Here is a 23,215-nt window from a genome sequence, read left to right on the forward strand (position 1 = left end):
ATTCTGTTGCGACTAAGAATATATTCCGGTTGCGCTATCTACCTCTACTATGATGCAGGGGCCAGGCTACCGCGGCCGCCCCGGAAGTTCTTCACCCCATCCGGCGCGGGAGATAATGCGTTCAAGCTGCTGTTCGTTCTGCAGACCACCGGCAATATCGGTGTCCCACACGGTCTGGTCGGAGCCCACATAGTAGAACGCCGCGTGCACACATTCAGGGTCTATCCCCTGTATTTTGGCGAAGGCAAGCCGGTATAGCGCCAGCTGGATGCGCTTATGCCGCATAGCGTGTGCGGAGGGTTTACGCCCGGTTTTCCAGTCCACGAGATCCCAGTGTTCCTGCTCCTGGAGGGTGCCGTCGGCATTAGTGACCTGTTCGGTGCGGCGGAAGACTGCATCAATACGCCCGCGAATGTTCACGCCCGCCACGTGAGTTTCCACCGGGTATTCTGCGCGCCATATGGTGCGGGAAGCCCATTCACTCTCAAGAAATGTCGCGCGCAGTTTATCAAGGTCGAAACTGCCGTCAAGATCGTCATCGCTATAAAGTTCGTCCTGTATATCGAGCATAGGTTCGTCCCCGAAGTACTCCTCAACCCAGGCGTGGAAAAGTGTACCCTGCCGCGCCGCCGCAGATGGCTGCATCGGTACCGGGCGCACCAGGCGACTCAGAACCGTCTCTTTATCCTCCGACAAAGCAATGAGAGTGGATGCCGACATATGCTCGGGTTTCGTGGGAACCGCTGGGGTAACGGCGCGCTGTGCCAAGGCAAGAAGCAGATCGACCTCATGCTCCCAATCCTGAATCTGCTGAGCTTCCGCTTCGGTGGGGCTAGTAAGTTTATCGAGCTCGTCAAGGCTTAACGATCCGCGCGCCACGTTAAGAGCGGTACGCTCCACCCGTGCACGCCGCTGACCGGGTACCGCAATAATGTCACGATTCTCGGTGCGTTCGGCGAGGTCTTTCTCGGATGCCCAGCGGATCACCTGAGCGCCGTCAAAGGGGTCAAAGGGCCAGTCGGCGGTCAACACGGAGCCCTGCTGCGGGTTATCTTTCACCCACGCCGCCGGTTCCAAGAAACGGTGCACAATCTGCGGTCGCACCCCCGGCTGCTCAGGGCCTTGTTTTCCCTGAGCAAGCTGCGCTAAAGGTTCGCGGGCGTAGCGGAAATTCTCGACCACATCCAGCCCGTAACGTTTTTTGAGCCCTTCCAGATTTTCATCGTATGCCCCTTTGGACTCCTGCGGATCGGGCAGGCCGGGCTCCTGCACGCCGCCCATCAGCGCCTGCTTCACCCGGTGCACTTCAGGCAGATTCAGTACCTCGGCATTTGTGATCGGGTTTCCGCCGTCGTGCACAAGCGCATGCGCAATCTGCTCATAGACCGCGCTTGTATAGCGCTGAGAAGCCGCCGTATCTTCGGGGTCATCAGGAGCGGGAATAACCGGTACAGACGTACCATTTTCCAGGCGTATGCCCCGGGGAATACTGTAATTCTCAAGCCACAAGCAGCGCCCAAAAAGTACCTCAATGCTGGCGTCACGATGCTCGATCGCCCACCCAGAGGTGTAAAAACCGGTGCCCAGATAGCCCGGATACAGCCAGGGTGCCACCTGAATACCTTCGTAAGGTTCCTCAGCATAACCCTGCGCGAATTGCACCAGCTCGTTCCAATAAGGCTCGGGCTGATAGGGGTTTACGTTCGGGCCCACCCAACGGCAATTACTGATGTGCAGTAGCGAGCGGGCGCGGGTCATCGCCACATAAACCAGCCTCCGTCCCTCAAAGCCCACATAGTCATTCGCCATATCTTCGCCGTCTTCAAGACGCGCATTGAGCTCTTTATAGTTCTCTAGGGCGCTCACCTCTTCAGCCCGTTCTAAAGCGGACGGCAGATAGTCGCGGTCACCTCGTAGAGGCCAGGGCAGGCTTCCATGTTCCAGGCGGTGCCAGGTGTGTGGACGTGTGGGATATTTATCGCACATGCGTGGCAGATACACGTGATCCCATTCCAGACCTTTCGACGCGTGCATCGTAAGAATTTGCACCGCATCTCGCCGGGGTTCCTCTTCGGCGGGGGTTAGACCCCGCTCGTGGTTTTGGGCCTGTTCCAGCCAGGAGAGGAAACCCAGCAGATAGCTAATACCGTTGGCAGAGAGCACAAACCGCCGGGCGGTGGGGGCGTCCTCATCGACCTCGGTTCCGTCTGCGCCAGCATAGAGCATCGCATTGATGCGCGGCGAGCTCGCAGCGTAACTTGCGGCGACCTCATGAAAGGCATCCAGATGTGCGCGCGATCCGTAGGCGTCCCCGCCGGGGCGGGCGGCAAGCTCGATATCCAGGAGCATCACCCGCTCAATCTCATAGAGCAGGGTGCCGATATCCTCGGTGGTGAACTGGCGCAGATACTCAACCTCGGCGGTGAAAGCGTGCAGACGGCGCAAACCTTCAACGCTCAGACGGCGCCGGGATTCGGGGTAATCCGCAGGGTAAATGGGGTTACCGGCCTCATCTGCTGCGGGAAGATGCTCGATCGCTTCAATAAGCGAACCGTATTCGGCGAGGTCTTCTACAGCGTTTTTACGGACTCGCTCAAATTCTTCGTGGGCGGCACGCAGATTGGCATCGGTATCAGTTTGAGGGCTCGATGGTACATCTCCGCTCGTCTCCCCAGAGGACTGCTCGCCAAAGGTTCGTCCCATATTTTTCTCGCGCGTGGTCGTCAGGTAATTCGACCAATCCCCCAGCGCAAGCAGATCCGCTGTGCCCAACCGCCAACGTGCGCCAGCGAGCAGACGCATCAGGGCATCTGAACGGTTCGGGTCTGCTAAGACCCGCAGCATCGAGACCATATCAATAATTTCGGGGCGCTCCAGAAGCCCGCCCAAACCAACCACCTGCACGGGAACACCCAGGCTCTCGCAGGCCTGGCGAATGGGTTCCATCTGCGCCCGGGTGCGGGTGAGCACCGCCATCGTGGGCATCTGTTCCGGAGTATTGGCGTAGCGGGCGCGTTCCTGCACGATACGTTCGGCAATACCCTGCGCTTCCTCGGTCTCAGACCCGTAGCGTGCCAACTGCACTGAACCGAGCATAGCGCGGTAACCTGATTCATCGGGATTAAGGACCACCGAGCGAGGTCGCAGATCGGGCACGTGAGGCGGAGCTGGGGCACGCACCCAATCGGGAATGTTCTTGAGTTTAGCGGCGATCAGGTTTGCGGCATCCAAAATAGCGACGTCATTACGCCACGCAACTGTCAAATAAAGAGGCGTTTCATCGCGTGTTGGGAAGTATTGATAAAAACTAAACAGCTGACCGTCCGAGGCGCCGCGGAACCCATAAATAGACTGTTTCGGGTCCCCCACCGCCATCACCGGATGCTCAGGTTGGCCGGGACGTCCATCATGCCCGTCGCCAGCTCCGTATAAATCGGCAAAGAGCCGCAGTTGGGCGTGCGATGTATCCTGAAATTCGTCAAGAAGCACAACCTTATAGCGCTCCCGCTCCAGCTGTGCGGCGGCTGGCACCTCACGGGCGATCCGCGCCGCCAACGCGATCAAATCGCCGTAATCGAGCACCTGCATACGCGCTTTCACTCGCGCATACCGCTGCACAAGCTGCGCCAAAATAATTTTGGCTTTCAGTCTCTCTATGACCTTTTTTGCGTTGGCACTGGGACCGGGCGAACTGAGTGATTCGTACGCCGCCAGGTGTGCGGAACAAAATTCGATAACCTGCTGCGGGCTTACCAGATGTTCGGCGCACTCCCCCGACAGCTGCAAAAGGCTCTGCACGATCGTACTTTTTGAGGCGACTCCCAAGGCTGAGCTGGCGGCGGGCAGGTCGCCGTCCCAGTACTGCACGATCTGCGCGGCGAGCTGCCAGGCTTGAGCATCGCCAAGCATTTGCGCATCCTGCTCAACGCCCAGGCGCAGACCGTATTCTTTGACGAGATTATTCGCGTATGAGTGGTACGTAGAGACGGTGGGCTCGGAAGATCCTGCAAGAAGTTCTTCTTCGCTCAGCTCAATCAGGTTACGCTCGCGCAGAATATTTAGGCGAGTGCGCATGCGATCGCGCAGCTCTCCTGCGGCCTTGCGGGTAAAGGTAACGCCCAGAACTTCATCGGCGCGCACGATTTTATTGGCCACAAGCCACACCACACGATCGACCATCGTCGCGGTCTTTCCCGAGCCCGCGCCAGCGATCACCAGACGCGGTTCAAGCGGCGACTCAATAATGCGAACCTGTTCGTCGGTGGGCGGATTCAGCCCCAGCGCGTGCGCGATCTCGCGGGCGCTAAGTCGAGCAGGTTGGTGTGCTGTTCCCCCGGATACTCCGGATGCGCCACGGTCGCCGTCATGCTTGTGCGGCTGATCCGGTTCAGAGGTAGTCATACGGTACGTATCCATTCCTGACGGGGTGATAGTGTCAGCTGTATCAGATGTGATATAGCCACAGGATGCAGTTTACCACCGACGCAGTTTAGAATAGAGGCCGCACGTCACCCTCTAGGAACCACTGGTGTTTTGTGAGAATCTGTCGTTTCTGCTGGGGTTGCCTGCTCGGCACACCAGCAAGCAAAAGCCCCGTTGTCGGGCTAATCCTGAGTGATCTGGCGTCCCTGCGGGCATAGAGGGCAAATTTCGGGCAGGCGGCAGGTTTCCCCGGGCCGATGCCGCGTCTGCATAACAGCACCGGCGATCAGCTCCGCCGCACGCTGAACCAGCTGAACCGCCCAGATACCGGTTTCCGGGTCGAGCGCATCCTGCTCTTGGGGACGATTCCGGGAAGACGCTGCTGTGCCGTCACCCAGCTGCACGAGCGCGGCTCCCCCAGATTTGCGTGTGAAAACCTCGAAACGCTGGGGTGCCGCCTCGCGGTGCTCAAGCCCGGCAGGAATATCAAGACCGTCAGGCTCAACGCCGAAATCACGGCTCATGGCATCCCCGGCGCCCGCCTCTACCGCTACCTGATAGGCGGCAAGCTGGGCATGTTCGGCGATCTGGTTTTTATTGGGTTTGGTCTTGCCCGTCTTCAAATCAACGATGACGTATCGGCCGTCCTCGGTTTTCTCCAGCCTATCGACTCGCCCAGAAATCTGGGCGTTCACGGCATCGCCGGGAACCAAAACCCGGAAGGACCCCTCCACGCCCACGAGTTCGCGGTGATCACCCGGCATAATCTCATTGATATACACCGCGAGTTTATCCACCATTTTCTCTGCACGTTCACGTATCTGCTGCCCCTCCCAAGTATCAGGCAGCGCAAGCGTACTCAGGCGTTCTTCAAGCTGACCGCGCAGGGTCATATAATCGGCGTCCGGGTACTCTTCTGCGATCGCGTGAATGAGCGTTCCCAGCGAGCGCGAGGTGTCGGTCTGCGCCTCGGCACGAGCCGCCGATACGAACCAGTCTAGGGGCGACTTATGAATCGTCTCGATACGCGAGGGAGATACCGGAACTGTGAGTTTTTCGGGGTCACCAGAGTCAGTCGACAAGCCGTCGCGGTGTGGATGCGGTGTAAACGCATTCTGCTCGGTCGAGAGAGGCAAAAGTCCCCACCACTGTTCCGGGGCTGCCCCCGGTACCCCGGCCTGCGCCAGCCTGTTAAGCTGTGCTGCCGCAGCATTTGCCAAGGTGGGGTCTGTGTCTTGAGCCTGCGCATACCGCCTCAGTTCCGCGACGAGGGCGCGCAGGGTCATGGGGCGGCGCACGTGGGTGATGCCGGCGGTGCGCGCATCCGGCACGAGAATATCGAAAAATTCGCTGGGTGCGTCTTCCGTTGAGCTCACGGCGGTAACAACGAGCCTTTCGTTCGCCCGCGATATTGCCGTGGAGAACATGCGTAATTCGTCGTGCCGCACCGCCCGCACGCGGTCGCTCATGCGCACCTGCTGAGCTGCGGCAACGCCCATATCGCAGATGTCGGTCAGCTCACCAGCTTTGAGGAGCGAGCCCCGCACCGTCGTATTCGGCCAGGTTCCATCCTGCAGCCCGCAAACGTAGACAGTCTGCCAGTGTCTGCCCGCCGCGAGTGCCGGGGTGAGGATTTCAACCGCATCGTAGCGTTTGCCGCGCGCTGCGAGGGTATCCATGGGAAGGTCTTGGGCATCGATATAGTCAAGGAACAACTCAGCGGAGGAACCGGGCATCTGGTCGACGAAACGAGTAGCCGCCTCAAAAAGCCCTATCATGGCGTCAAGATTTCGATGCGCCCGCTCGGCTTCCGGCCCAGTCTGCGCGCTTTCGGTCACCCAATTTTTTTCGAGTCCGCTTGCCTGCCACAGCGCCCAGAGTACGGTCTCAGCGTTGGCGCCGCGTTCGCTGAGGGCCTTATGCCCGGCGGCAAGTACACGTGCCACGCGGCGTACCGCCGCACCGATGCCTTGCGCCGGTAGTGCCTGCGGGTTCAAGAGCGCGCCCAGCAGAAGGTCGTCACTACAACGGTGCCCGCCCGCGCGCAGTTCTGCGGCGCGAAGCTGCTGACGTAGACGGCGCACTTCCATGCTGGATGCGCCCCCAAGCCGCGAAGTCAGCAGGGTAATCGCGTTGTGAGCGCCGCTGCCGGGGTTTGTACGATTTTCTTCGGCGAGAACATCGGCTAGGCTTTGCCGTGCGAGCTTTTCGGCCTCGTCATCGGCAGAACGTGTGCCCGCCTCCGTGACAGCTTCGGGGCTTATATTCTCCGTGAGGCTCCCGTCGAATTCGTTATGATCCGGCAATTTCAGATAGTCGGCGCTTTGCTGACGGGCATAAACCAGCAGAGAAAGCGCATCCAGGAAAGGACGTACAGCGGGTTCATCACGCACCGGAACCAACGCTGCACCCGTCACGGTAGGGATGCCGGATGCCGCCAAGACACGCCGGAACCGCGCAACTTCGGTGCCGCTTCGCACGATAATCGCCGAACGCGCATACGCCGCTCCTCGGTACAGATAGTCCTCAAGAAGGAGTTGTGCTACCTGGTTCGCCTCGTCCTGAGGTGAACCCAGAAGGTACCCGAAAACCCCCTCGGGAAGTTCATCAGAGTGCCGCGGATCAAGCAGGTCACCATCATCGCTGAGGCGCAGGAGCGCAGATTCCTCATATTTACTCGGTGCGGCCTGCGGTTCGCGCGGCGTAGGTACATTCGCAATCACGGGGAGCCGACGCGCGATATTCCGCCAGGCCTGGGTGATGGGCGCATTCATGCAGTACGAAGTCTTCAGTTCTTCTCGCTGCAGCTCCGGGAAAATCTGGGGTAGGGTCGCCGCTAGGTCGGGGCGCGCACCACGGAACCCCTGCACCACGGTTTCGGTGCAGCAGGTCATCAGTACCCGCGCGGACGGCGCAAATGCAGCCTCCACTGCCTCGCGCTGATCGCCCGTGTATGTGGCAAGAACCTGCCCCGGCTCACGCCCTACTAGGATGCGCATCAGCCGATACACGGAGGGGCTAAGTTCCTGCGCATCGTCAATCAGGATCAGGTCGAAGCGCGCGCGTTCCTCCCGCAAATATTCGGGGTTTGCCAGCAGGAAGGCGCACGCTTCATGGATTAACGCGGCGGGGTCGTAAGCGTTTGGGGCACGCAGACGGCGAATCTGCTGGTACTCGGTATAGAGCTGCGCCACCGAATGCCAGGCCGGGCGGTCCAGAGTTTGCGCCAGGTTTTCAAGATCTTCAGCGGTCAGCGCATATTCGGCAATACGGTCAAAAAAGTCACGAATCTCCTGGCGGAAACCACGAGTACCTAGAGCCTCATGCAAATCGGCGGGCCAGCGCACCGCCGCGCCTTTGCCTTCGCGGTGCCCCGCCAGGATTTCGCCAATCATTACATCCTGCTCGGGCCCGGAAAGCAGCTTTGGGGCGAACTCCACCCCGGGCAAAAGTCCCGACACATGCGCGCGGCGCAGCAGATCAAAGGCATACGCCGCCCACGCGCGAGTGGGTGCGGTAGACATACTGCGGTCGATACGCCGCGCCAGCTCATCACGCACACGAGTAGCACCCGCGCGGGTAGGGGTCAGCACCAAAAGCCGCGCGGGATCGCCCCCGGCGTTCAGAAAATCTACCGCCGCCGTAATCACGCGCTCAGTCTTGCCCGTACCGGGCGCCCCCAGGATGAGTGTAGCCGTCATGGCTTTAAGTTTATCGGGGTTTCTCGGCGCTACGCAGATATGTCCTCTGCCTGAGAACGTCACGAAGCATCGGGCATTTACACGCGAACTCCGCTAGGCTTGAGCTATGAGCTGGATAGATGCCCCTCGCGCAACCTTCGATTTAGAGACCACCGGTGTCGATGTGACCACCGCCCGCATCGTGACCGCTTCGCTGCTTCTGCTGAACCCGGATGGGAGCGTGCAGCGAGCTGGCGAGTGGCTGGCTAACCCCGGCATTGAGATTCCCGAAGGTGCCGCATCCGTGCACGGTATCACAACCGAATATGCGCGCTCCCACGGGCAACCTGCCCAGCAGGTGATCTGGGAGGTCGCGGGTGCGATCGGTTCGCTCTTCCTAGACGGCATACCCGTTATCGCGTTTAACGCCGCCTACGATTTTTCGGTGCTTCATCATGAGATGCTCCGCTATAACATCGCCCACGGCGAGCTGCCCGCCGGGCACATTCTTGACCCGTACGTGATTCATAAGCACGTTATTCCCCGCAAACGCGGCAACCGCAAGCTCGAAACCCTCACCGCCGAACACGACGTGGTTCTAGAGAACGCCCACACATCCAAGGCGGATGCCCTCGCCGCCGAGCGACTACTCGTTAAGCTCGCTGAGCGTTTCCCCGAGATTGCCACGGATGCCGCTGCCCTCCACACGCATCAGGTTCAGTGGTCGCTTGATCAGGCGCGCGATTTCCAGGACTGGCTGCGCACTAAGCCGGGTAAAGAGAACGAGGTTATCGACGGTCGGTGGCCAATACGCCGCTAATTCTCTATCAGCCTCGTTGATTTCGTCACGTTGAACAGAGTCTGTTGAGGCTGCTTAACTCCCCTATTGACTAAGTATCGCGAAGGTTATCTCGCCGGTTTTCAATACGTCCGGCACTATACCTGCGCGCCGCTAACCCCTATGCTAAAGAGGTAGGGGTTCTCGCCCTAAGGTGCAGTGCAACGCGCCGGTTATGTATCACATCAGCATTCAGAATTGTCATGGAATATCAAGACACCAACACGTACAGTATCTATCTCGGTTCCTCTCGCGAACAGCACAAATATATCGTGTCGCAATCGCAGGTGGTCCTCAAGCTCGGCAGAATCCTCATGAAATCGGGGGCAAGTGCCTACCGTATCAAGGCATCAATGGCGCGTTTAGCGAAGGCCGTGGGGCTACAGGAACATCATGCGCAAGTGACCTTCACAGAGATCGCCACCTCATCATATGCGGATGGTAATTTCCGCACTGAAGTCGCCGAGCAGCGCACGATGGGTATTAATTCCTACAAAATTGACCTGTTGGGTAAGTTCATTTCTGAGCTTCCCGATCGCATATCTCCATCTGAGGCTGATGCCGAGATTACCCGCATCGATTCCATGCCGCATCTCTACAAACGCTGGATGCTCTCCCTCGCCTCCGCCATAGCCTGTACCGGGTTCGCCTTCCTCAATAGGGGCGGTCTGGTGGAATGCCTCGTCGTGTTTATTGCCGCTGGTGCCGGTCAATTTTTGCGTTCTACTCTCATGAAGCGCGGCACAAGCCATATGGCGATTTGGATGGCGTGCGGATTTCTTGGAGCAGGAACCTATATTGGAATTATTAGGCTTCTGGTGGCTCTAAACCTCGTGGGAAGCGACCATATGGTGGGGTTCATCTCCTCAATTCTGTTCTTGGTGCCGGGCTTCCCTATGGTGACCGGCATGCTCGATATTTCCCGCATGGATTTCCTGGCCGGTGTTTCACGCCTGACCTATGTGGCGGTGCTTTTGGTGAGCGGGTCTTTTGCGGTGTGGGTTCTTGCCTCGCTCTTCGAGATTCCGCTTCTGCAAAATATTCGCCCGGATATTCCGGTGGGGCTATATATCCTACTGCAGGTTATTTCATCGGGAGTTGCCGCCGCCGGGTTCGCCATGCTCTTTGCTGCATCTCCCGTGGCGTGCGTGTGGGGCGGCGTTATTGCCGCTATCGCTAATCCGGCACGGATTTGGCTTGTGGAGGCGGGCTGGGCTCCCCATATGGCGGCGACGGTCGCGGTGTTCGGAGTCGGCATTATGGCGGAGATCGTGGCGCCGCTGCACGGGCGTAAATATTCGCGTATATCCCTGTCGGTGCCTGCCGTAGTGACGATGGTTCCGGGTGTGCCGTTTTATCTGTCAATGTCGTATTTTTCGGGCGGGAATATGTACGCGGCTACCAATGGTTTCGTGCAGTCGCTCCTCACCTTCTTGGCCCTGGGGCTGGGGCTGGCGTTTGTGCGCCTTCTTTTCGATAAGAACTGGCTCTTTGATCAGGATACTCAGGTGATGAAAAAGCTCGATAGCGCCTCACATATGCGGTAGATCTTCTGCAATGAATGCGTGACGGCTCGTCGTTTAGGTGGCCGGTTCTGTAAGCTTTCGTGACGAGTCAGCAACCCTGTGCCCTATCTCGTGTGCTACGTTTGTATTGTTTCAGGGGTTTTGTGCCGCTCACACTCACCAACCAAGCGACTGCTCTTCCGGTGTCGCTCGTTTGCACGGCATATTTTCCTCTCAACCAATTACCGAACGAGAAAGATCACCGTCATGCTACACCGTATTATCCAGCGCCCTCTGAATACTGCCTTTGATAAACTTTATGCACGCCGTGCCGCCAAGTTCCCTATAAATCCAGATGGTGTTTTGCGCGTCAGACATCCAGCCTTGATCCTTATTTCGGTCTTCATCTCGGCTCTGGTGGGCACTCTGCTCACAGCTCTTATCGTGTATATGGTGCTGCATCCAAACACAACGCAAACGCCCCAACAATCACTCTCAATCCTGGGCTCTTTTATCCTGTGTGTTGTTATCTTTTATGGCTTAGCCGTTTGGGCGTACCTCAACTATAGAAATATCTACGTTGAGACAGCGCGCGACTATGTAGAGCAACGAAATGCTTTCGGCCGGATCACCCGCATCTATTACAGCGAGGTAAGCGCTTACAGCTATTGGTACGAGTACAACAACAAAATGCTGACGCTGTTCTCCTCTGACGGCCGTCAAGTTTCTTTCCGCCCCAAAATATACCGTGGGGAACGGGTGCTCGCGGTTTTGGCGTTTAGGATGTATAACTCCCGCTGGCCTGACCCGCGAAACAGTAGCGATCAGCACATTGTCGAAACTCAAGCAGCAAACGGTATCGCCGAAAGAGCCCTCTGGAATGAGCATCCGGTCGGTAAGAACCTGTTGATGCCGCAGGACATTCAGTAATTCCGCAGTAAACGGTGGGAGCAGAAATTATTTGGCTGTTTCTGCTCCCACCGTTTATTGTCACGGGCTATATTCCGGGTGAAATTATCTGAGGCTTGCAGGTTTTACTATGCGCTCCCCTGCGGTGGGTTTTGGTTCTGCTGATAGTTGTGGGGCTGCTGCAGGTATCCATAGGGGTTCATCTGCTGGTTCGAGGGCTGCTGACCTGAATTCAGATAGCCCTCTTGAGGATACGCGTTCTGCGGGTATTGTGGCGGCATTGGTTGTTGTGGGACAGCAGTCTGTTCGGGCGTTATAAATCCATTTACTTGAGGGTATTCCATCAAGAAATCGGTTACTTCATATTTGGAGTCTGCTAGTTTCATGATCACAAGTTCATCTTCAGGGTTCTCAAGGTCAGGCCAACGACCAGAACGTGCCCGCGCATAGAGCAAGGCGCCAAAGATTCTTTCTTGAGGTTTGGCCGGAATACACGAGAAAACTGTGTTTCCCCAGGGATCTATCAGATAAAGATCATCGCTAAGGTCTTGAGTAATTTTCCAGTGCTGCCCATCTAAGGTTTGACGTTTCCTTTTGGGACTGTATATATACCCGTCAATAGCTGCAAAGGGAGTAAATTTTTCTTTCCCGAAGACGGTCTGAGTCAGGAACCCTTCAGAGGTTATATCGATATAACTCATATCATGCTGAGCAACGAGGAAAAATAAACCTAATATCAGGATGGGTCCACCATATGCAAAGATTGTTATCTTAATGGTATGCGACCCATCATATTCTCCTGAAAATATGAGTGGAGCAAAATACAGATATCCAATAACTAAAATATAGAGAATATAGTTAGCTCCATGAAAGCGCCGTACGCGGTACGGATGTTTTTTAGACTCCACCCAAGATTGTGCCAGCGAGAAAATAAGGTGAATAGAACATAGCGCTGCCACGGCAATCCAGGCAAAAACCATTATAGAAACTCCATATCATCGGTGATATTTCCCTACCAGGATACCCTGAGAGGTACCCAGGTCTCATGCACAGTTCCTCCCTTAAAAATCCTGTCGCCATCGATTAACGGTTAGATACCTGACAACCACATCTTTCGTGTACTCCGCCAGAATTTTTTCATCCTCTGAGTACCCCAGCTGAGGCCATCGTTCCTGCATACCGCGAAACATCAAGCACTGTCCCACATAATCCGGCATGGCCGAATGACGTACCTGTGTCTGAAGAATTTTTTTACCTTCGTGATTGATCACGCGGAGCCTATCGCCGCGGGAAGTATTCACAGCGTGTCGATCTCCCATAGACACGCGAAGGGTTCCTTCGAAATCAAATCGAGCTGGGCGATAATCGTACCCTTTGATATCAGAAAAAGGAATATTATGCACTCGCCCAAAACCACTACGAAAGACAAACCCCGAAGGAACAAGCTCGATATACCGAATCGTGAGACCACGTATAAGGAGAATAATAAAAATAAAGAATGCGAATATTAGGCACATCGGTACAGCAAAAAGTACGATGACTATAGGAGTCCCTGCGCTTGGCGTCAGAATGACAGAAAGAACAAATGCAAAGAAACTGCCAAAGCCCACCAGAAAAATATCAACAATCACTAGAATCCACCACGGGTATCGTGCCCGCCGAAGCATTGCTTCGCTCTCACGTTTAGCTCTCATCCCCAAATAGGTAATATGTAACGCTGCACAGGTAAGCAACACACCACCAACAATACCTGCACTCACAAAAACTGATGTATTCACAGGTGTACATCCTCCCACGGTCCTTGACGTTCTATAGATTATTTAAATAATTCTTTGGTGAGTGTCTAAATATTCTGATTCTCGCAACTGGTGCCAGAGTCCCCCATTCTGTTCTTTATTGGCATTTCAAGGCTAGCATTACATCTCCTCCAATACGGGATATTTAAGTCTTAGAGGGAAGATTTTGCTCCTCCTTGCATCAGGTCTTTGACCCTCCAGCGTGCAGCCCTTCAATACAGATCGTCAGCAAATCCCATAATTCTTGCCGTTTCGCATCGCTGAGCCCACCCACCATGTGCTGCTCAACATCGCGGATGCGCCCGGTCGCCTGATCGAGCACACGCTCCCCTTCCGCTGTGAGTATGGTCGGTAGCGCGCGACCTCGGGGGGCTTGTTCTGCTCGCTCGATCAAACTGCGTTCTTGAAGCCCTCGCAAAAGCGTATTCATCGTTTGGCGGGTTACGAAAGCCTGCCGCGCCAGCTCAGCATTAGAAGCACCCGGGGTAGATTTTAGAATTTCCAGGCACACGTATTGCGCAACGGTAATCCCAAGCGGGCGCAGAACCTCTTCCATGCGCGAGCGCAGCAGTGATTGCACTTCTTTGAGTCGATATCCAATAAGTTGGTTAAATTCCTCTTGCCTCATGTCAATATTCTGACATATGCTGTTAATGTCAGTATTCTGACATATAAGATACGGTCTACTTGAGGAGGACTATCATGACGGTGACTGGCCCTAGCTTCATCGCATTGCAGGTGCGCGATCTTGAGCGTTCCGCGCAGTTCTACGAAACCTATCTCGGCTTGCGCCGCACCCCGCAAGCGCCGCCGAATGCCGTGGTCTTCGCAACTGAGCCCATCCCCTTCGCCGTACGCGAGCCGCTACCCGGGGTAAACCTTGACGAAATTTCGCGCCCCGGCTTGGGTGTGGCCCTGTGGATGCACGGCAACGATGTACGGAGTCTTCACGCAAAGCTCAAGGAAGCTGGCGTGCGCATCCTGCAAGAGCCAACATCCGGGCCTTTCGGTGAGAACATTATTTTTGCTGACCCGGACGGGTACGCGGTGACGGTACACGATCGGGTCTAACGATCCGATTCAAGACATAATCTGGAGTCCGGGGTTTATCAATACCGTGATAGCCCCGGACTCTTGGTGCTCTTCACAGTTTTAGGAGGTTCTTATGCGCTACTGGGTTGGAGTAGCCTCACGCGATCATGTTTTACTCGGCGTTGCGGGCGGATTCTGCCAGGTTTGCCACGGCAAACAGGTACCGCTAGCACGCATGAAACAGGGAGATTGGATTCTGTATTACAGCCCTAAAACCGGCATGAACTCTGGTGAAAAAGTTCAGGCTTTTACCGCTGTGGGGCAGATTGTGGACGACCGAGTCTACCAGTTCCGCATGGCCGAAAATTTTGAGCCGTTCAGGCGTGATGTTGTGTTTCAGGATGCGCCGCATCCGTGTCCGATTGAGGTAGCACGCGAGCACCCCGAATGGCGGAGTTATGCGAAGCAGCTGCGGTACGGGCATTTTGAGGTTTCGCACGATTTCTTCGAGCACATTTACCGTTACATGATGGCGAGCAAGCACGAGATAACACCCGATAGGTGTTAGGCAGCCAGCCATATGGCAGCATGCAGAGCTTTACGGTATAGAAACAAGGTATGGCGGTCGGTTCATCGAGAACCACGCCACTCAATCCTTTGTAATCGGACGGATGCTCGCCCAAACTCGTAGGTATTGACGCAGCGTCGCTGTCCGATGACCGATAACCGCCTATCATGGGATAAGAGACTTCCAAGCGCCCACACACGAAAGGTTACCCATGAGCTTATCAGCCGAACACCACCTCGCACACCAGCACAGCGAAGAGCTTTTTGAACGCTCCCGTTCCGTCATTCCTGGCGGAGTAAACTCCCCCGTGCGCGCTTTCAACTCTGTGGGTGGCACGCCCGCCTTTGTGGACCGTGCATCCGGCCCCTATATTTATGATGCTGACGGCAACGAATACGTGGACCTCGTCTGTTCGTGGGGTCCGGCGATTCTTGGGCACGCGCATCCGCAGGTTGTTGCGGCGGTTCAGGAGGCTGCCTCACGCGGACTGTCATTCGGCGCTGCATCCGCGCCCGAGGCAGAGCTCGCAGAGCTTGTGGTCGATCGCATCAACACCGCGATCCCTGGCGCAATCGAGCAGGTACGTATGGTATCTACCGGCACCGAAGCCACCATGACTGCTATTCGTCTGGCACGCGGCATCACCGGGCGCGATAAAATTATCAAATTCTCGGGCTGCTATCACGGGCATGTGGATGCGCTGCTTTCTGAGGCAGGCTCCGGCGTGGCGACTCTCGCCCTACCCGGCTCGGCAGGAGTGACCGCAGCAACCGCATCCGAAACTATCGTGCTCCCCTACAACGATCTTGACGCCGTGCGTGAGGCTTTCGCCGCACATCCGGGAGAAATTGCCGCCGTTATTACCGAAGCCGCCCCCTGCAATATGGGCGTGGTGACTCCCGAACCGGGCTTTAACCGCGGTCTGCGCGAAATTACTCAGAGCAATAATGCCCTGTTGATTTTTGATGAGGTGCTGACCGGTTTCCGTGTCTCGTCTGCCGGGTACTGGGGTAAATTTGCTCCCGAAGATAACGGCTGGGTTCCCGATATTTTCACTTTCGGTAAAGTGATCGGTGGCGGTATGCCGATCGCCGCACTCGCCGGTAAACGTGAGGTGATGGAGTATCTGGCGCCGACCGGCCCCGTCTACCAGGCGGGCACGCTCTCGGGTAATCCGCTCTCGGTGGCATCCGGCATTACGACCCTCAAACTTGCCGATGATGCCCTCTACCGCACGCTCGATACACGTTCGGAACAGCTGCAGGCTGCACTGACGCAGGCGCTTACCGACGCCGGGGTGGATCATTCGATTCAGACGGCAGGCAACCTGTTCTCGGTTGCCTTTGGTACCGGCGAGCACGGCGTGCACAACTACGCCGATATTAAGGGTTCTGCTACCGCCAAATACACGGCATTTTTCCACGCCATGCTTGATGCTGGCGTATACCTTCCCCCGAGTGCTTTTGAGGCGTGGTTCCTCTCCGGAGCGCACGATGACGCCGCGATGGAACGCATCATTGAGGCACTGCCGGGCGCGGCACGTGCAGCGGCTAAGGCGTAGCACATCCTCTGACCCAGCGCTTTCCCGCAAAATCTCGTTATAAATTCCGAACTCTGCCCGCCGTCAGCAGCAGCTTCTCAGCTTTGCTGGCGGCGGGTATTTTCTGAGATATTCATCCATACTGTGAGCATCGCAAAAGCGAACAACGTAAAATGCTGTTATGGACTTTCGGGATATTTGGCTTATAGCATTCATCGTGTATTTGGGGTTATGCCTGCTCATTGAGGCGGTCTATCCGGTACGTGTACGCAAAAAGTATGCGCTCAAAGACGAGCACGCTCAATGGTTCTGGGCCTATAAGCATTTCTTCCTGTACATATGGTCCTGGTTTGTTGCAGCGTCTCTTTTCATGCTTTTCTGGGATATTAGCGATTTCATCCGCCCGGTAGCGCTTTTCTTCCCCTTCCTCATGGTGTATGCAGGCGCGCGAATCGGGCGGCGGAATTACCGCATCTCCCATGGTACGTTCCCGGATAACCGCGCGGTTGGCATGCCCAAAATCTATGCTGCTACCTTAGGGGCACTCAGTAAACCGCTGCGTTTTAAACCAGATACCCCTGACTCTCAGCTAGTGCGCGAGACCAGCTGGAGCGTTATCGTGGGCGCAATAGTATTCGCACTGTGCACTCTTATATTTCTGCTCTCTCTGACCGATTTCGATATCTCACCCACGGTTACATTTGGAACGATAGTTCTCGCTATCGGACTTCTGGAAGGGCTATGGGCAATTTTTGTGCACACGGGCATGTATACAGTCTTTACACCTCACCATATGCGGGTTAGTAAAACTCTGGGCAGTGCACGAAATATTCCTTACCGTGACATTATCGGTTACCGTGTTATCCCTAAAAACCCGGATGACCTTAACCCCGATGCAAAACAGGTTTCGCAGTGGAAAATAGAACTACAAATTCCTTGGGGCACCCGCAGCGTTATTGCACGAAACTGGGAACTGCAAAACCCGCACATTGAATATCTAACTCGACAGATCGCTTTCCGCGTGGAACAAGAACGCTGGGCAGACGAAAACTCCCCCGCCGATCGTGAACGGCTAGACGAATACCGGCAGGATGCGCGCCTTGTCTGTACCACCAAAGGCTATATTCCAGCAGGTAAATACGCTCAGGAGGCGGCAAACCGCGCATCTTTCAAGCAGACACATTAGAGTTTTCCTCGCTCTGCTGCACAGGTACAAAGATGGGTTCTCTATTGTCGTGACGCTATCGCAGAAATGCGGGTCTCACGTTTTATGGAGAGCCTATCTTTGAATATTCTTCGCCTTTTGCCGATATCTCCTCAATCCAGCACTAAAAGTTATGACAGTAAAGTAAATCTTCTATATTTCTTCAACGGTTTTCTGAGAATATCCTATTAAATTAAATATTTTTTACGTAAACTTTGTGATTGGTTCGCACAAAACGCTTATTCGTCGTACAGTTGCACTAGAGGTACTCTTTTGAGGATCTTCTGCCCTGTATCGTGCGTACCGTTTTGCGCATCCGCACCATGAAATGCGGATATAAGACGCGGCTCTCGCAAAGTACTCGGCGAATCCTCAAAGATTGCCTTGACCTTCCCTAAAGAAGATCACAACGTTCTGCGGCTGGGCGCGAACCTTCCGGATCGGCTAATTCAGGCCGAGAGTATGCGTCACACCATCGTCGGTTAGCTCGCCTGCTGTGTAATGCTGAGGTTCTTCTGTGGGGGTACATATCACTTCCGATTATTCACCAACCACTACAACTCAGAAAGCCAATTCACCGATGAGCATCAGCAATAACTTCATCACCTGTACACGCCGAGCCGCGTTCGGTTTTCTAGGGGCATCGTCTCTGGTAGCGCTCTTGACCGCCTGCGACGACGAGGACAAGCCCGGGGCACGGCCCAGCACGACAACCAGCAGCACCGCCGCGCCTGAAACCGAGCCTCCCGAACCTGCCGATTCACCCAGTGCCGCACCCAGCTCATCCGGCCCCAAATATTCCGGCAAGTCTAAAGCTCCTGCGGGAGAGTTCCGGGCGGCCGATATTTACGGCCCGGCACAGAATGTTCCTAAACCCACAAATCCACCTGGCTACACCGAACCCACCCTTGACGGCATGATGAAAAGCATGAAGGCATGGACGCAATGGCGCAATTACGGCATGCAGACAGGTGATTACACCGAGGCATATAAGTTTGTGTCTAAAAACCTCGTCGAAGAGATTAATGCTTACAACGCAGATGCAAAACTGTACCACGACGGTGGCTGGATTATCGGCGGTGAGCAGCGCTCTTATGATTTCAGAAATGACCCCGTTCATCAGGGTAACGGCGTGTATTCCTGGGATTTCTTCGTGGGATGGTCCTATATCATCACCGTAGGCGCAGATGGGCGGCATAAACGTAGCAGGAATACCAACTATGCCGATAATCTTTACACGCTCACCGTTCATTATGAAGAAACAGGTTGGATTATCGACAGCATTACCCGCAAGCAAGCCCAGAAATAATTCTTAGATTTTGCTTTCCTAGCCGTGTTAATCCCCGCCGGAGCATTCATAATGGATGCGCTGGCGGGGATTTATTGTCAGGGTCATTCGGTGATGACATACTATGTCAATCGAAACACCAGTGAAGTTTATTCGTAGGTTTTCCAGAGCTATAACCCAAATACCATCAAGAACGCCTTCGTAGCCTGAGGTAGTGTGGTAAGCGACGCTCTCAGGAAAGACTCTTTCATGACTTCTATGAGAGATACCCGCTTAATTACGTACCAGATACCTCCTAAAGCCTAATTGTGCCGACAATACAATGTAGATGCTTCTGCTACGGTTTTTCTTCACGAGCTGTTGTGCAACCTGCGCTCTAATACCTCATATCTGCTGTGATGTTCTCAGATTGAAGAGCCCCTCTCTTGAGCAGCTTTCTTATCATGAACACTTCTGGGTACTGGATCTGAGAGGTACACGTAAAATATCCCTATTCATTTGTCTTCTTGCGCAAGATGCCAGGTTAATTTGGGGCCTAAAACCTTGCGCTCCTCAAAAGCAAAATGAAGATCTTGGCGGTTGTTCTCATCCGAAAATTGACGATAAACTTTGGCAATCCTAGCAAGTGGACGAACCGTGTTCTTGTCACAACGTAAACCATTGATATATGTTTTATCTCCCCTATGTCCATCACCAACACCCTTAAGAACAACACGGAAAGGTTCTGTGTTCTCCCGGATAATCTCCGTAGCACGTACTAACGACAACAACAAGTTGTCAGTACTGATACCTCGAGAAACACCATGTGATTCATCGCTAACCATTGGAATAGACTGTATATGAATAAACCCGTGAGTACGATCTCTACCACCAATAATTTGGTTGATAGACCATTGACGAAGTCCCTGTGAAACGATAGTCGCTATTGGACGTCCGAGCTTTACGGCTACAGATACAACCTTAAGCAATAGTGATACTGAGGCAGGCAAGGTGACACTACCCAAGCCGGTAGGATACTGACCCCGAATGACTTTATACCCCAGTCCTTCGTAATAGGAAGTTAGCTCTTCCTCAGCTTTTGCATAGGTACTCCCAGAGATACTGTGGGAATAAATGTAAACGTTCGCAACCATAGATCTTCCTCTTACTCTTTTAGGTAACTTGAAAACTTCTATACCTTCACCCTACACTCAGATAAAATATTTTGCCACCAAAATTGTCACTCTTTTATTTTCATAAGATAACGTATCTTGATCCAGATTTTATAAATAGTGAGATAGGCTACGGGATTATTCTTCTGGTTTTAGCCGTTTTAATTACTATTCCAAATGGAATAGTGTCTCCCGCGGCAAAGTTTTTGGATTTACTGGTGTGCTATGTCTTGGGATACGGCATTGTTCGTGGCATACGCCGCGACTAATGCCTATATCATTGTTTGGATTACGGTAGACTGACTCATTACCGCAAAAAAGTTCGGTACAGAGACTATGGAGTTTCTGCACCGAACTGGTGAGTAGCAGCAGTTATTCTGCCGTAAGTTCTGCGTAGCGGGCGAAGAGGATTTCGAGGCGTTTATTGTTGGATGCGCACAGCTTGGCGGCTCCGAACGCCTTGTCGACGTGACGATCCAGTTCCTTATGAGCTTTCAATAGCTCAGCATTCATGGCTAGCGGATTGTACATATCCGCGAGCGAAACGCGACCATTGTGCTTTTCCGCAAGTGCCTTGCGTACTTTAAGAATTTTCTGCCCCGCCGTAATAATTTTTGAGCGCAAATCTTCAGCTACTTCGGGAAGAGGAAGATTATTCCAAACGATAGTATTCGAGAAACTCAAATCAGATTTCAGGCGACCACCAACTGCTTTCTGCCAGGTAATAAACATAGAAGAACTAATAATGGCAAAGAGAAAGCCGTCAGGATCAATAGCGGTATATACCTTATCTCCGGCAATAACATCAGAGGAAAGGTGCGCCACCGTATAAAAAAGGCGCGTTTCTGAAACTACACGGGGAATGCCAACATAGCTCGTATCTGGTTGGTGTATTTCAGCGAAGAGACGTGGTACTGAGGCAAGTTCCTGCGTTGCCTTTTTAGGGCTTTTCTCACGCACAGTTCGGACAGCTTCGGTGCGCTTCTTAAGCACCGGACTCTTGGTAATATCTGCCGGATTCGCATCTTCAAGCCATAGGCACCATCGGTCAAGCCCGCGCACGAGCTCCTTACCCATGCGGAAGGGCCGTAAATATTTAGCTGCTATAGAATCGCTTGAGATTTCAGCATAATCTTTTTCTTCCACAATGAGGTTTCCACCGTCTACTGGCTTAGAACCGAAACGTACTGGTGGAAGCTGCGTTGCCAATGGCTTTGATCGTTTCTTGACCAGGATATTGGGAGCGTCCAAAAGATAGGCATTAATATTTTTGACGTCTGCCGCTTCACGAGTCTGCCTCGCGTTCCAGTCATATTCAAATAGGCGCGGTTTATAGTCCTCAGAGCGGGTGAACCCGGTAATCACGCAGTGTACCGCAGCCTGACCGGGTGCTTGAGAATCCCACGGAAACGTGTGATACGCGAATTTAATGCGCCATCCTTCCCGAAAAATCGGGCCAAAAAGGGCCGGAACCGGTTGTCCCTGTGCAATAGAATTAGTCGATACGAAAGCAAATTCGCCCTCAAAATCCTGATCAAAGAACTGTACCGCTTTCCAGAACCAAGCGGTCACAAAATCCAGGTAGCCGTCATAATCTTTGCCCCACACTGTTTTCATAGCGGAAGTCTGTGCTTTAGACATCGTCCACTGTCCCAAAAACGGCGGGTTACCAAAGACAAAGACCTTAGTGGCTTCTGCCGGAATCATCTCACGCCAATTGGTGGTGAGAGCATCCGCATGCACAATATGAGCTACCGACGTAATCGGCAAACGTGTGGGAACCTGGCCCAGGGCACGCGCCAGGGTGCGATCAGCCTGAAACTCCGATAAGAACATGGCGACTTCCGCAATCTTTGAAGGCCACCAGTTAATCTCAATCCCGTGAAATTGCGAAATCGACAGGCGAGTATTCAATGATGCATCCAGTGTAAAACCACCCGAATCCTCTAGCCGGTGGATTTCAGTCAGTACCCGAGTCTCAAGCTCACGCAGCCGCATATACGCAACCTGTAAGAAGTTCCCCGAACCGCACGCCGGATCCATAAAGTGCATGCTCCCAAGCTCGTCAAGAAACGCCGCAAGCTCAGCTCGCTTAGTCTTAGATCCCTTGGTGGAAGCGATCAGGCTTTCCGCACGAGCGCGTAAATCATCTAGAAAGAGAGGGTTTATGGTCTTGAGAATATTCTCTTCTGAGGTGTAATGTTCCCCCGCTGCGCGGCGCGCCTCACGTGACTTCACCAGCTGGAACATAGACCCGAAAATAGCGGTTGAAATCTGTGACCAGTCGAAACCGCACGCAATCAACAGCTGTTCGCGAAGCTCACGCGTAAAATACTCGGTCGGGGTGCGCTCGGCGAACAAAGACCCGTTCACGTAGGGGAATCGAGCCATCAGCTCGGGTACATGACGCATGCGGGTACGTTTAGATTCTGGGGTATCTAAATACTCGAAGAGAGCATTAATCTGCGTGCCCAGGTCTGAACCGTCTTCGCGGGTGTGCTTACGCAGGAACCGGGTGAAGAGATGCATTTCCCAAATACCGGCATCATCGCCAAAGAGCAGGAAAAGGATACGGGTGAGGAACATTGAAGTTTCCTGCACGCGAAGGTCTTCATCTTCGGCATTCTGCGCGGCTTCTTCACCGACAGGAGTATCAGTATCGCCCATCATCGCCTGATATAGGTTCGCCATAATTTTCGATGCGGCTATCGTGAGTTCCTGTTGTTCCTCGGCGCTAATAGCTTCTTCGCCCGCTAGGAATTTCAAAGTGTCGTAGCGATCCGGTAATTGTTCGAGTGTGAACTCTTCCCGGTCACCAGTGCGCCGGTTCACGAATATGAAACGCTCAAAATCACTAACCGCAAGGTAACGCGGCAGGTTCTCTTCGGGAATACTCCCACCAGCTATGTAATCGCGAGCCTGGTCGAGCGCTTCCTCAAGGTTTTTGCCTTCGGTCTTTTGCTCAACCAAAAGTACAGAAGGCCAAAACATATCAATTCGCCCATGATTACCGGTGCTGGCGCGGCGTGCGGGGCGCTCGAACTCGGCGACGGTGCCGGGTTTAATACCAAAACACGCAAGAAGAGAATTCCAGAAGGTTTGGGTCTCGCTAATTTCGAAGTTTTTGCGGGATGACCGTCTATGGCTGTCAATTTTCTGCCGCCACTGCTGCGTGAAACGGCTAAGCTCACCCTGAATATAGGTGCGATCATAGTAAGTCTGCATCAGATGTCCAGTCCTGATTGATGTGGTGATATAGCGTTTCTATTGTGCACGGTGAGA

15 protein-coding genes are annotated in these 23,215 nt (G+C 54.1%); 8 read left to right on the plus strand and 7 right to left on the minus strand.

Annotation, left to right across the window (positions count from 1 at the left end; genetic code table 11):
* Positions 1–66: 66 nt before the first annotated feature.
* Together HMPREF0733_RS00455 and HMPREF0733_RS00460 are read right to left on the minus strand one after the other, a co-directional pair.
* On the minus strand, positions 67–4,401 hold the full coding sequence (locus tag HMPREF0733_RS00455) for an ATP-dependent DNA helicase (RefSeq protein ID WP_115333557.1): 4,335 nt from the start codon (positions 4,399–4,401) through the stop codon (positions 67–69).
* Positions 4,402–4,604: 203 nt separating this feature from the next.
* Positions 4,605–8,123 (minus strand): ATP-dependent helicase, encoded by a 3,519-nt coding sequence (locus tag HMPREF0733_RS00460; protein WP_013397448.1) that lies wholly within the window; start codon positions 8,121–8,123, stop codon positions 4,605–4,607.
* A gap of 106 nt (positions 8,124–8,229) precedes the next feature.
* On the opposite strand from HMPREF0733_RS00460, the gene HMPREF0733_RS00465 reads away from it, so the two are divergent.
* The 3 genes from HMPREF0733_RS00465 (at position 8,230) to HMPREF0733_RS00475 (ending at position 11,375) form a co-directional block, all read left to right on the plus strand.
* Complete coding sequence (locus HMPREF0733_RS00465; RefSeq protein WP_013397449.1) at positions 8,230–8,922, plus strand: exonuclease domain-containing protein; 693 nt, start codon at positions 8,230–8,232, stop codon at positions 8,920–8,922.
* 221 nt (positions 8,923–9,143) lie between these two features.
* The gene (locus tag HMPREF0733_RS00470; protein WP_013397450.1) at positions 9,144–10,487 is read left to right on the plus strand and encodes a threonine/serine exporter family protein; all 1,344 of its coding nucleotides are present in this window, start codon (positions 9,144–9,146) and stop codon (positions 10,485–10,487) included.
* A 225-nt stretch (positions 10,488–10,712) separates the two neighbouring features.
* Complete coding sequence (locus tag HMPREF0733_RS00475) at positions 10,713–11,375, plus strand: G protein-coupled receptor family protein (RefSeq protein WP_013397451.1); 663 nt, start codon at positions 10,713–10,715, stop codon at positions 11,373–11,375.
* Positions 11,376–11,482: 107 nt separating this feature from the next.
* Here the strand turns inward: HMPREF0733_RS00475 and HMPREF0733_RS00480 are convergent, their stop codons facing one another.
* The 3 genes from HMPREF0733_RS00480 to HMPREF0733_RS00490 all read right to left on the minus strand — a co-directional run bounded on the left by HMPREF0733_RS00480 (position 11,483) and on the right by HMPREF0733_RS00490 (position 13,778).
* A complete protein-coding gene (locus tag HMPREF0733_RS00480; protein ID WP_244864755.1) occupies positions 11,483–12,055 on the minus strand; it encodes a hypothetical protein in 573 nt (190 codons plus the stop codon).
* 360 nt (positions 12,056–12,415) lie between these two features.
* Complete coding sequence (locus HMPREF0733_RS00485) at positions 12,416–13,132, minus strand: hypothetical protein (RefSeq protein WP_041321517.1); 717 nt, start codon at positions 13,130–13,132, stop codon at positions 12,416–12,418.
* Between the two features lie 199 nt (positions 13,133–13,331).
* Positions 13,332–13,778: a MarR family winged helix-turn-helix transcriptional regulator gene (locus tag HMPREF0733_RS00490; protein WP_013397454.1), complete on the minus strand. Its 447-nt coding sequence runs from the start codon at positions 13,776–13,778 to the stop codon at positions 13,332–13,334.
* A 74-nt stretch (positions 13,779–13,852) separates the two neighbouring features.
* Here HMPREF0733_RS00490 and HMPREF0733_RS00495 point away from each other — a divergent pair, with 74 nt between their 5' ends.
* From HMPREF0733_RS00495 to HMPREF0733_RS00515, 5 genes are all read left to right on the plus strand, one after another.
* The gene (locus HMPREF0733_RS00495) at positions 13,853–14,221 is read left to right on the plus strand and encodes a VOC family protein (RefSeq protein ID WP_013397455.1); all 369 of its coding nucleotides are present in this window, start codon (positions 13,853–13,855) and stop codon (positions 14,219–14,221) included.
* A 94-nt stretch (positions 14,222–14,315) separates the two neighbouring features.
* A complete protein-coding gene (locus HMPREF0733_RS00500; RefSeq protein WP_013397456.1) occupies positions 14,316–14,750 on the plus strand; it encodes an EVE domain-containing protein in 435 nt (144 codons plus the stop codon).
* 211 nt (positions 14,751–14,961) lie between these two features.
* Positions 14,962–16,311 (plus strand): glutamate-1-semialdehyde 2,1-aminomutase, encoded by a 1,350-nt coding sequence (hemL, locus tag HMPREF0733_RS00505; RefSeq protein WP_013397457.1) that lies wholly within the window; start codon positions 14,962–14,964, stop codon positions 16,309–16,311.
* A gap of 160 nt (positions 16,312–16,471) precedes the next feature.
* The gene (locus HMPREF0733_RS00510) at positions 16,472–17,476 is read left to right on the plus strand and encodes a hypothetical protein (RefSeq protein ID WP_013397458.1); all 1,005 of its coding nucleotides are present in this window, start codon (positions 16,472–16,474) and stop codon (positions 17,474–17,476) included.
* A 598-nt stretch (positions 17,477–18,074) separates the two neighbouring features.
* Positions 18,075–18,803, plus strand: a complete 729-nt coding sequence (locus tag HMPREF0733_RS00515; protein WP_013397460.1) for a DUF6318 family protein — start codon at positions 18,075–18,077, stop codon at positions 18,801–18,803.
* Positions 18,804–19,276: 473 nt separating this feature from the next.
* Here the strand turns inward: HMPREF0733_RS00515 and HMPREF0733_RS00520 are convergent, their stop codons facing one another.
* Positions 19,277–19,915: a hypothetical protein gene (locus HMPREF0733_RS00520; protein WP_013397461.1), complete on the minus strand. Its 639-nt coding sequence runs from the start codon at positions 19,913–19,915 to the stop codon at positions 19,277–19,279.
* Positions 19,916–20,305: 390 nt separating this feature from the next.
* Positions 20,306–23,158 (minus strand): class I SAM-dependent DNA methyltransferase, encoded by a 2,853-nt coding sequence (locus HMPREF0733_RS00525; protein WP_013397462.1) that lies wholly within the window; start codon positions 23,156–23,158, stop codon positions 20,306–20,308.
* Positions 23,159–23,215: the final 57 nt, after the last annotated feature.

This window comes from Rothia dentocariosa ATCC 17931 (assembly GCF_000164695.2).
Taxonomy (GTDB): domain Bacteria; phylum Actinomycetota; class Actinomycetes; order Actinomycetales; family Micrococcaceae; genus Rothia; species Rothia dentocariosa.

Coding starts and splice junctions, on each gene's coding strand:
- HMPREF0733_RS00455 (WP_115333557.1), bottom strand. CDS start 4,401: ATGACTACCTCTGAACCGGATCAGCCGCACAAGCATGACGGCGACCGT.
- HMPREF0733_RS00460 (WP_013397448.1), bottom strand. CDS start 8,123: ATGACGGCTACACTCATCCTGGGGGCGCCCGGTACGGGCAAGACTGAG.
- HMPREF0733_RS00465 (WP_013397449.1), top strand. CDS start 8,230: ATGAGCTGGATAGATGCCCCTCGCGCAACCTTCGATTTAGAGACCACC.
- HMPREF0733_RS00470 (WP_013397450.1), top strand. CDS start 9,144: ATGGAATATCAAGACACCAACACGTACAGTATCTATCTCGGTTCCTCT.
- HMPREF0733_RS00475 (WP_013397451.1), top strand. CDS start 10,713: ATGCTACACCGTATTATCCAGCGCCCTCTGAATACTGCCTTTGATAAA.
- HMPREF0733_RS00480 (WP_244864755.1), bottom strand. CDS start 12,055: ATGAGTTATATCGATATAACCTCTGAAGGGTTCCTGACTCAGACCGTC.
- HMPREF0733_RS00490 (WP_013397454.1), bottom strand. CDS start 13,778: ATGAGGCAAGAGGAATTTAACCAACTTATTGGATATCGACTCAAAGAA.
- HMPREF0733_RS00495 (WP_013397455.1), top strand. CDS start 13,853: ATGACGGTGACTGGCCCTAGCTTCATCGCATTGCAGGTGCGCGATCTT.
- HMPREF0733_RS00500 (WP_013397456.1), top strand. CDS start 14,316: ATGCGCTACTGGGTTGGAGTAGCCTCACGCGATCATGTTTTACTCGGC.
- hemL (WP_013397457.1), top strand. CDS start 14,962: ATGAGCTTATCAGCCGAACACCACCTCGCACACCAGCACAGCGAAGAG.
- HMPREF0733_RS00510 (WP_013397458.1), top strand. CDS start 16,472: ATGGACTTTCGGGATATTTGGCTTATAGCATTCATCGTGTATTTGGGG.
- HMPREF0733_RS00515 (WP_013397460.1), top strand. CDS start 18,075: ATGAGCATCAGCAATAACTTCATCACCTGTACACGCCGAGCCGCGTTC.
- HMPREF0733_RS00520 (WP_013397461.1), bottom strand. CDS start 19,915: ATGGTTGCGAACGTTTACATTTATTCCCACAGTATCTCTGGGAGTACC.
- HMPREF0733_RS00525 (WP_013397462.1), bottom strand. CDS start 23,158: ATGCAGACTTACTATGATCGCACCTATATTCAGGGTGAGCTTAGCCGT.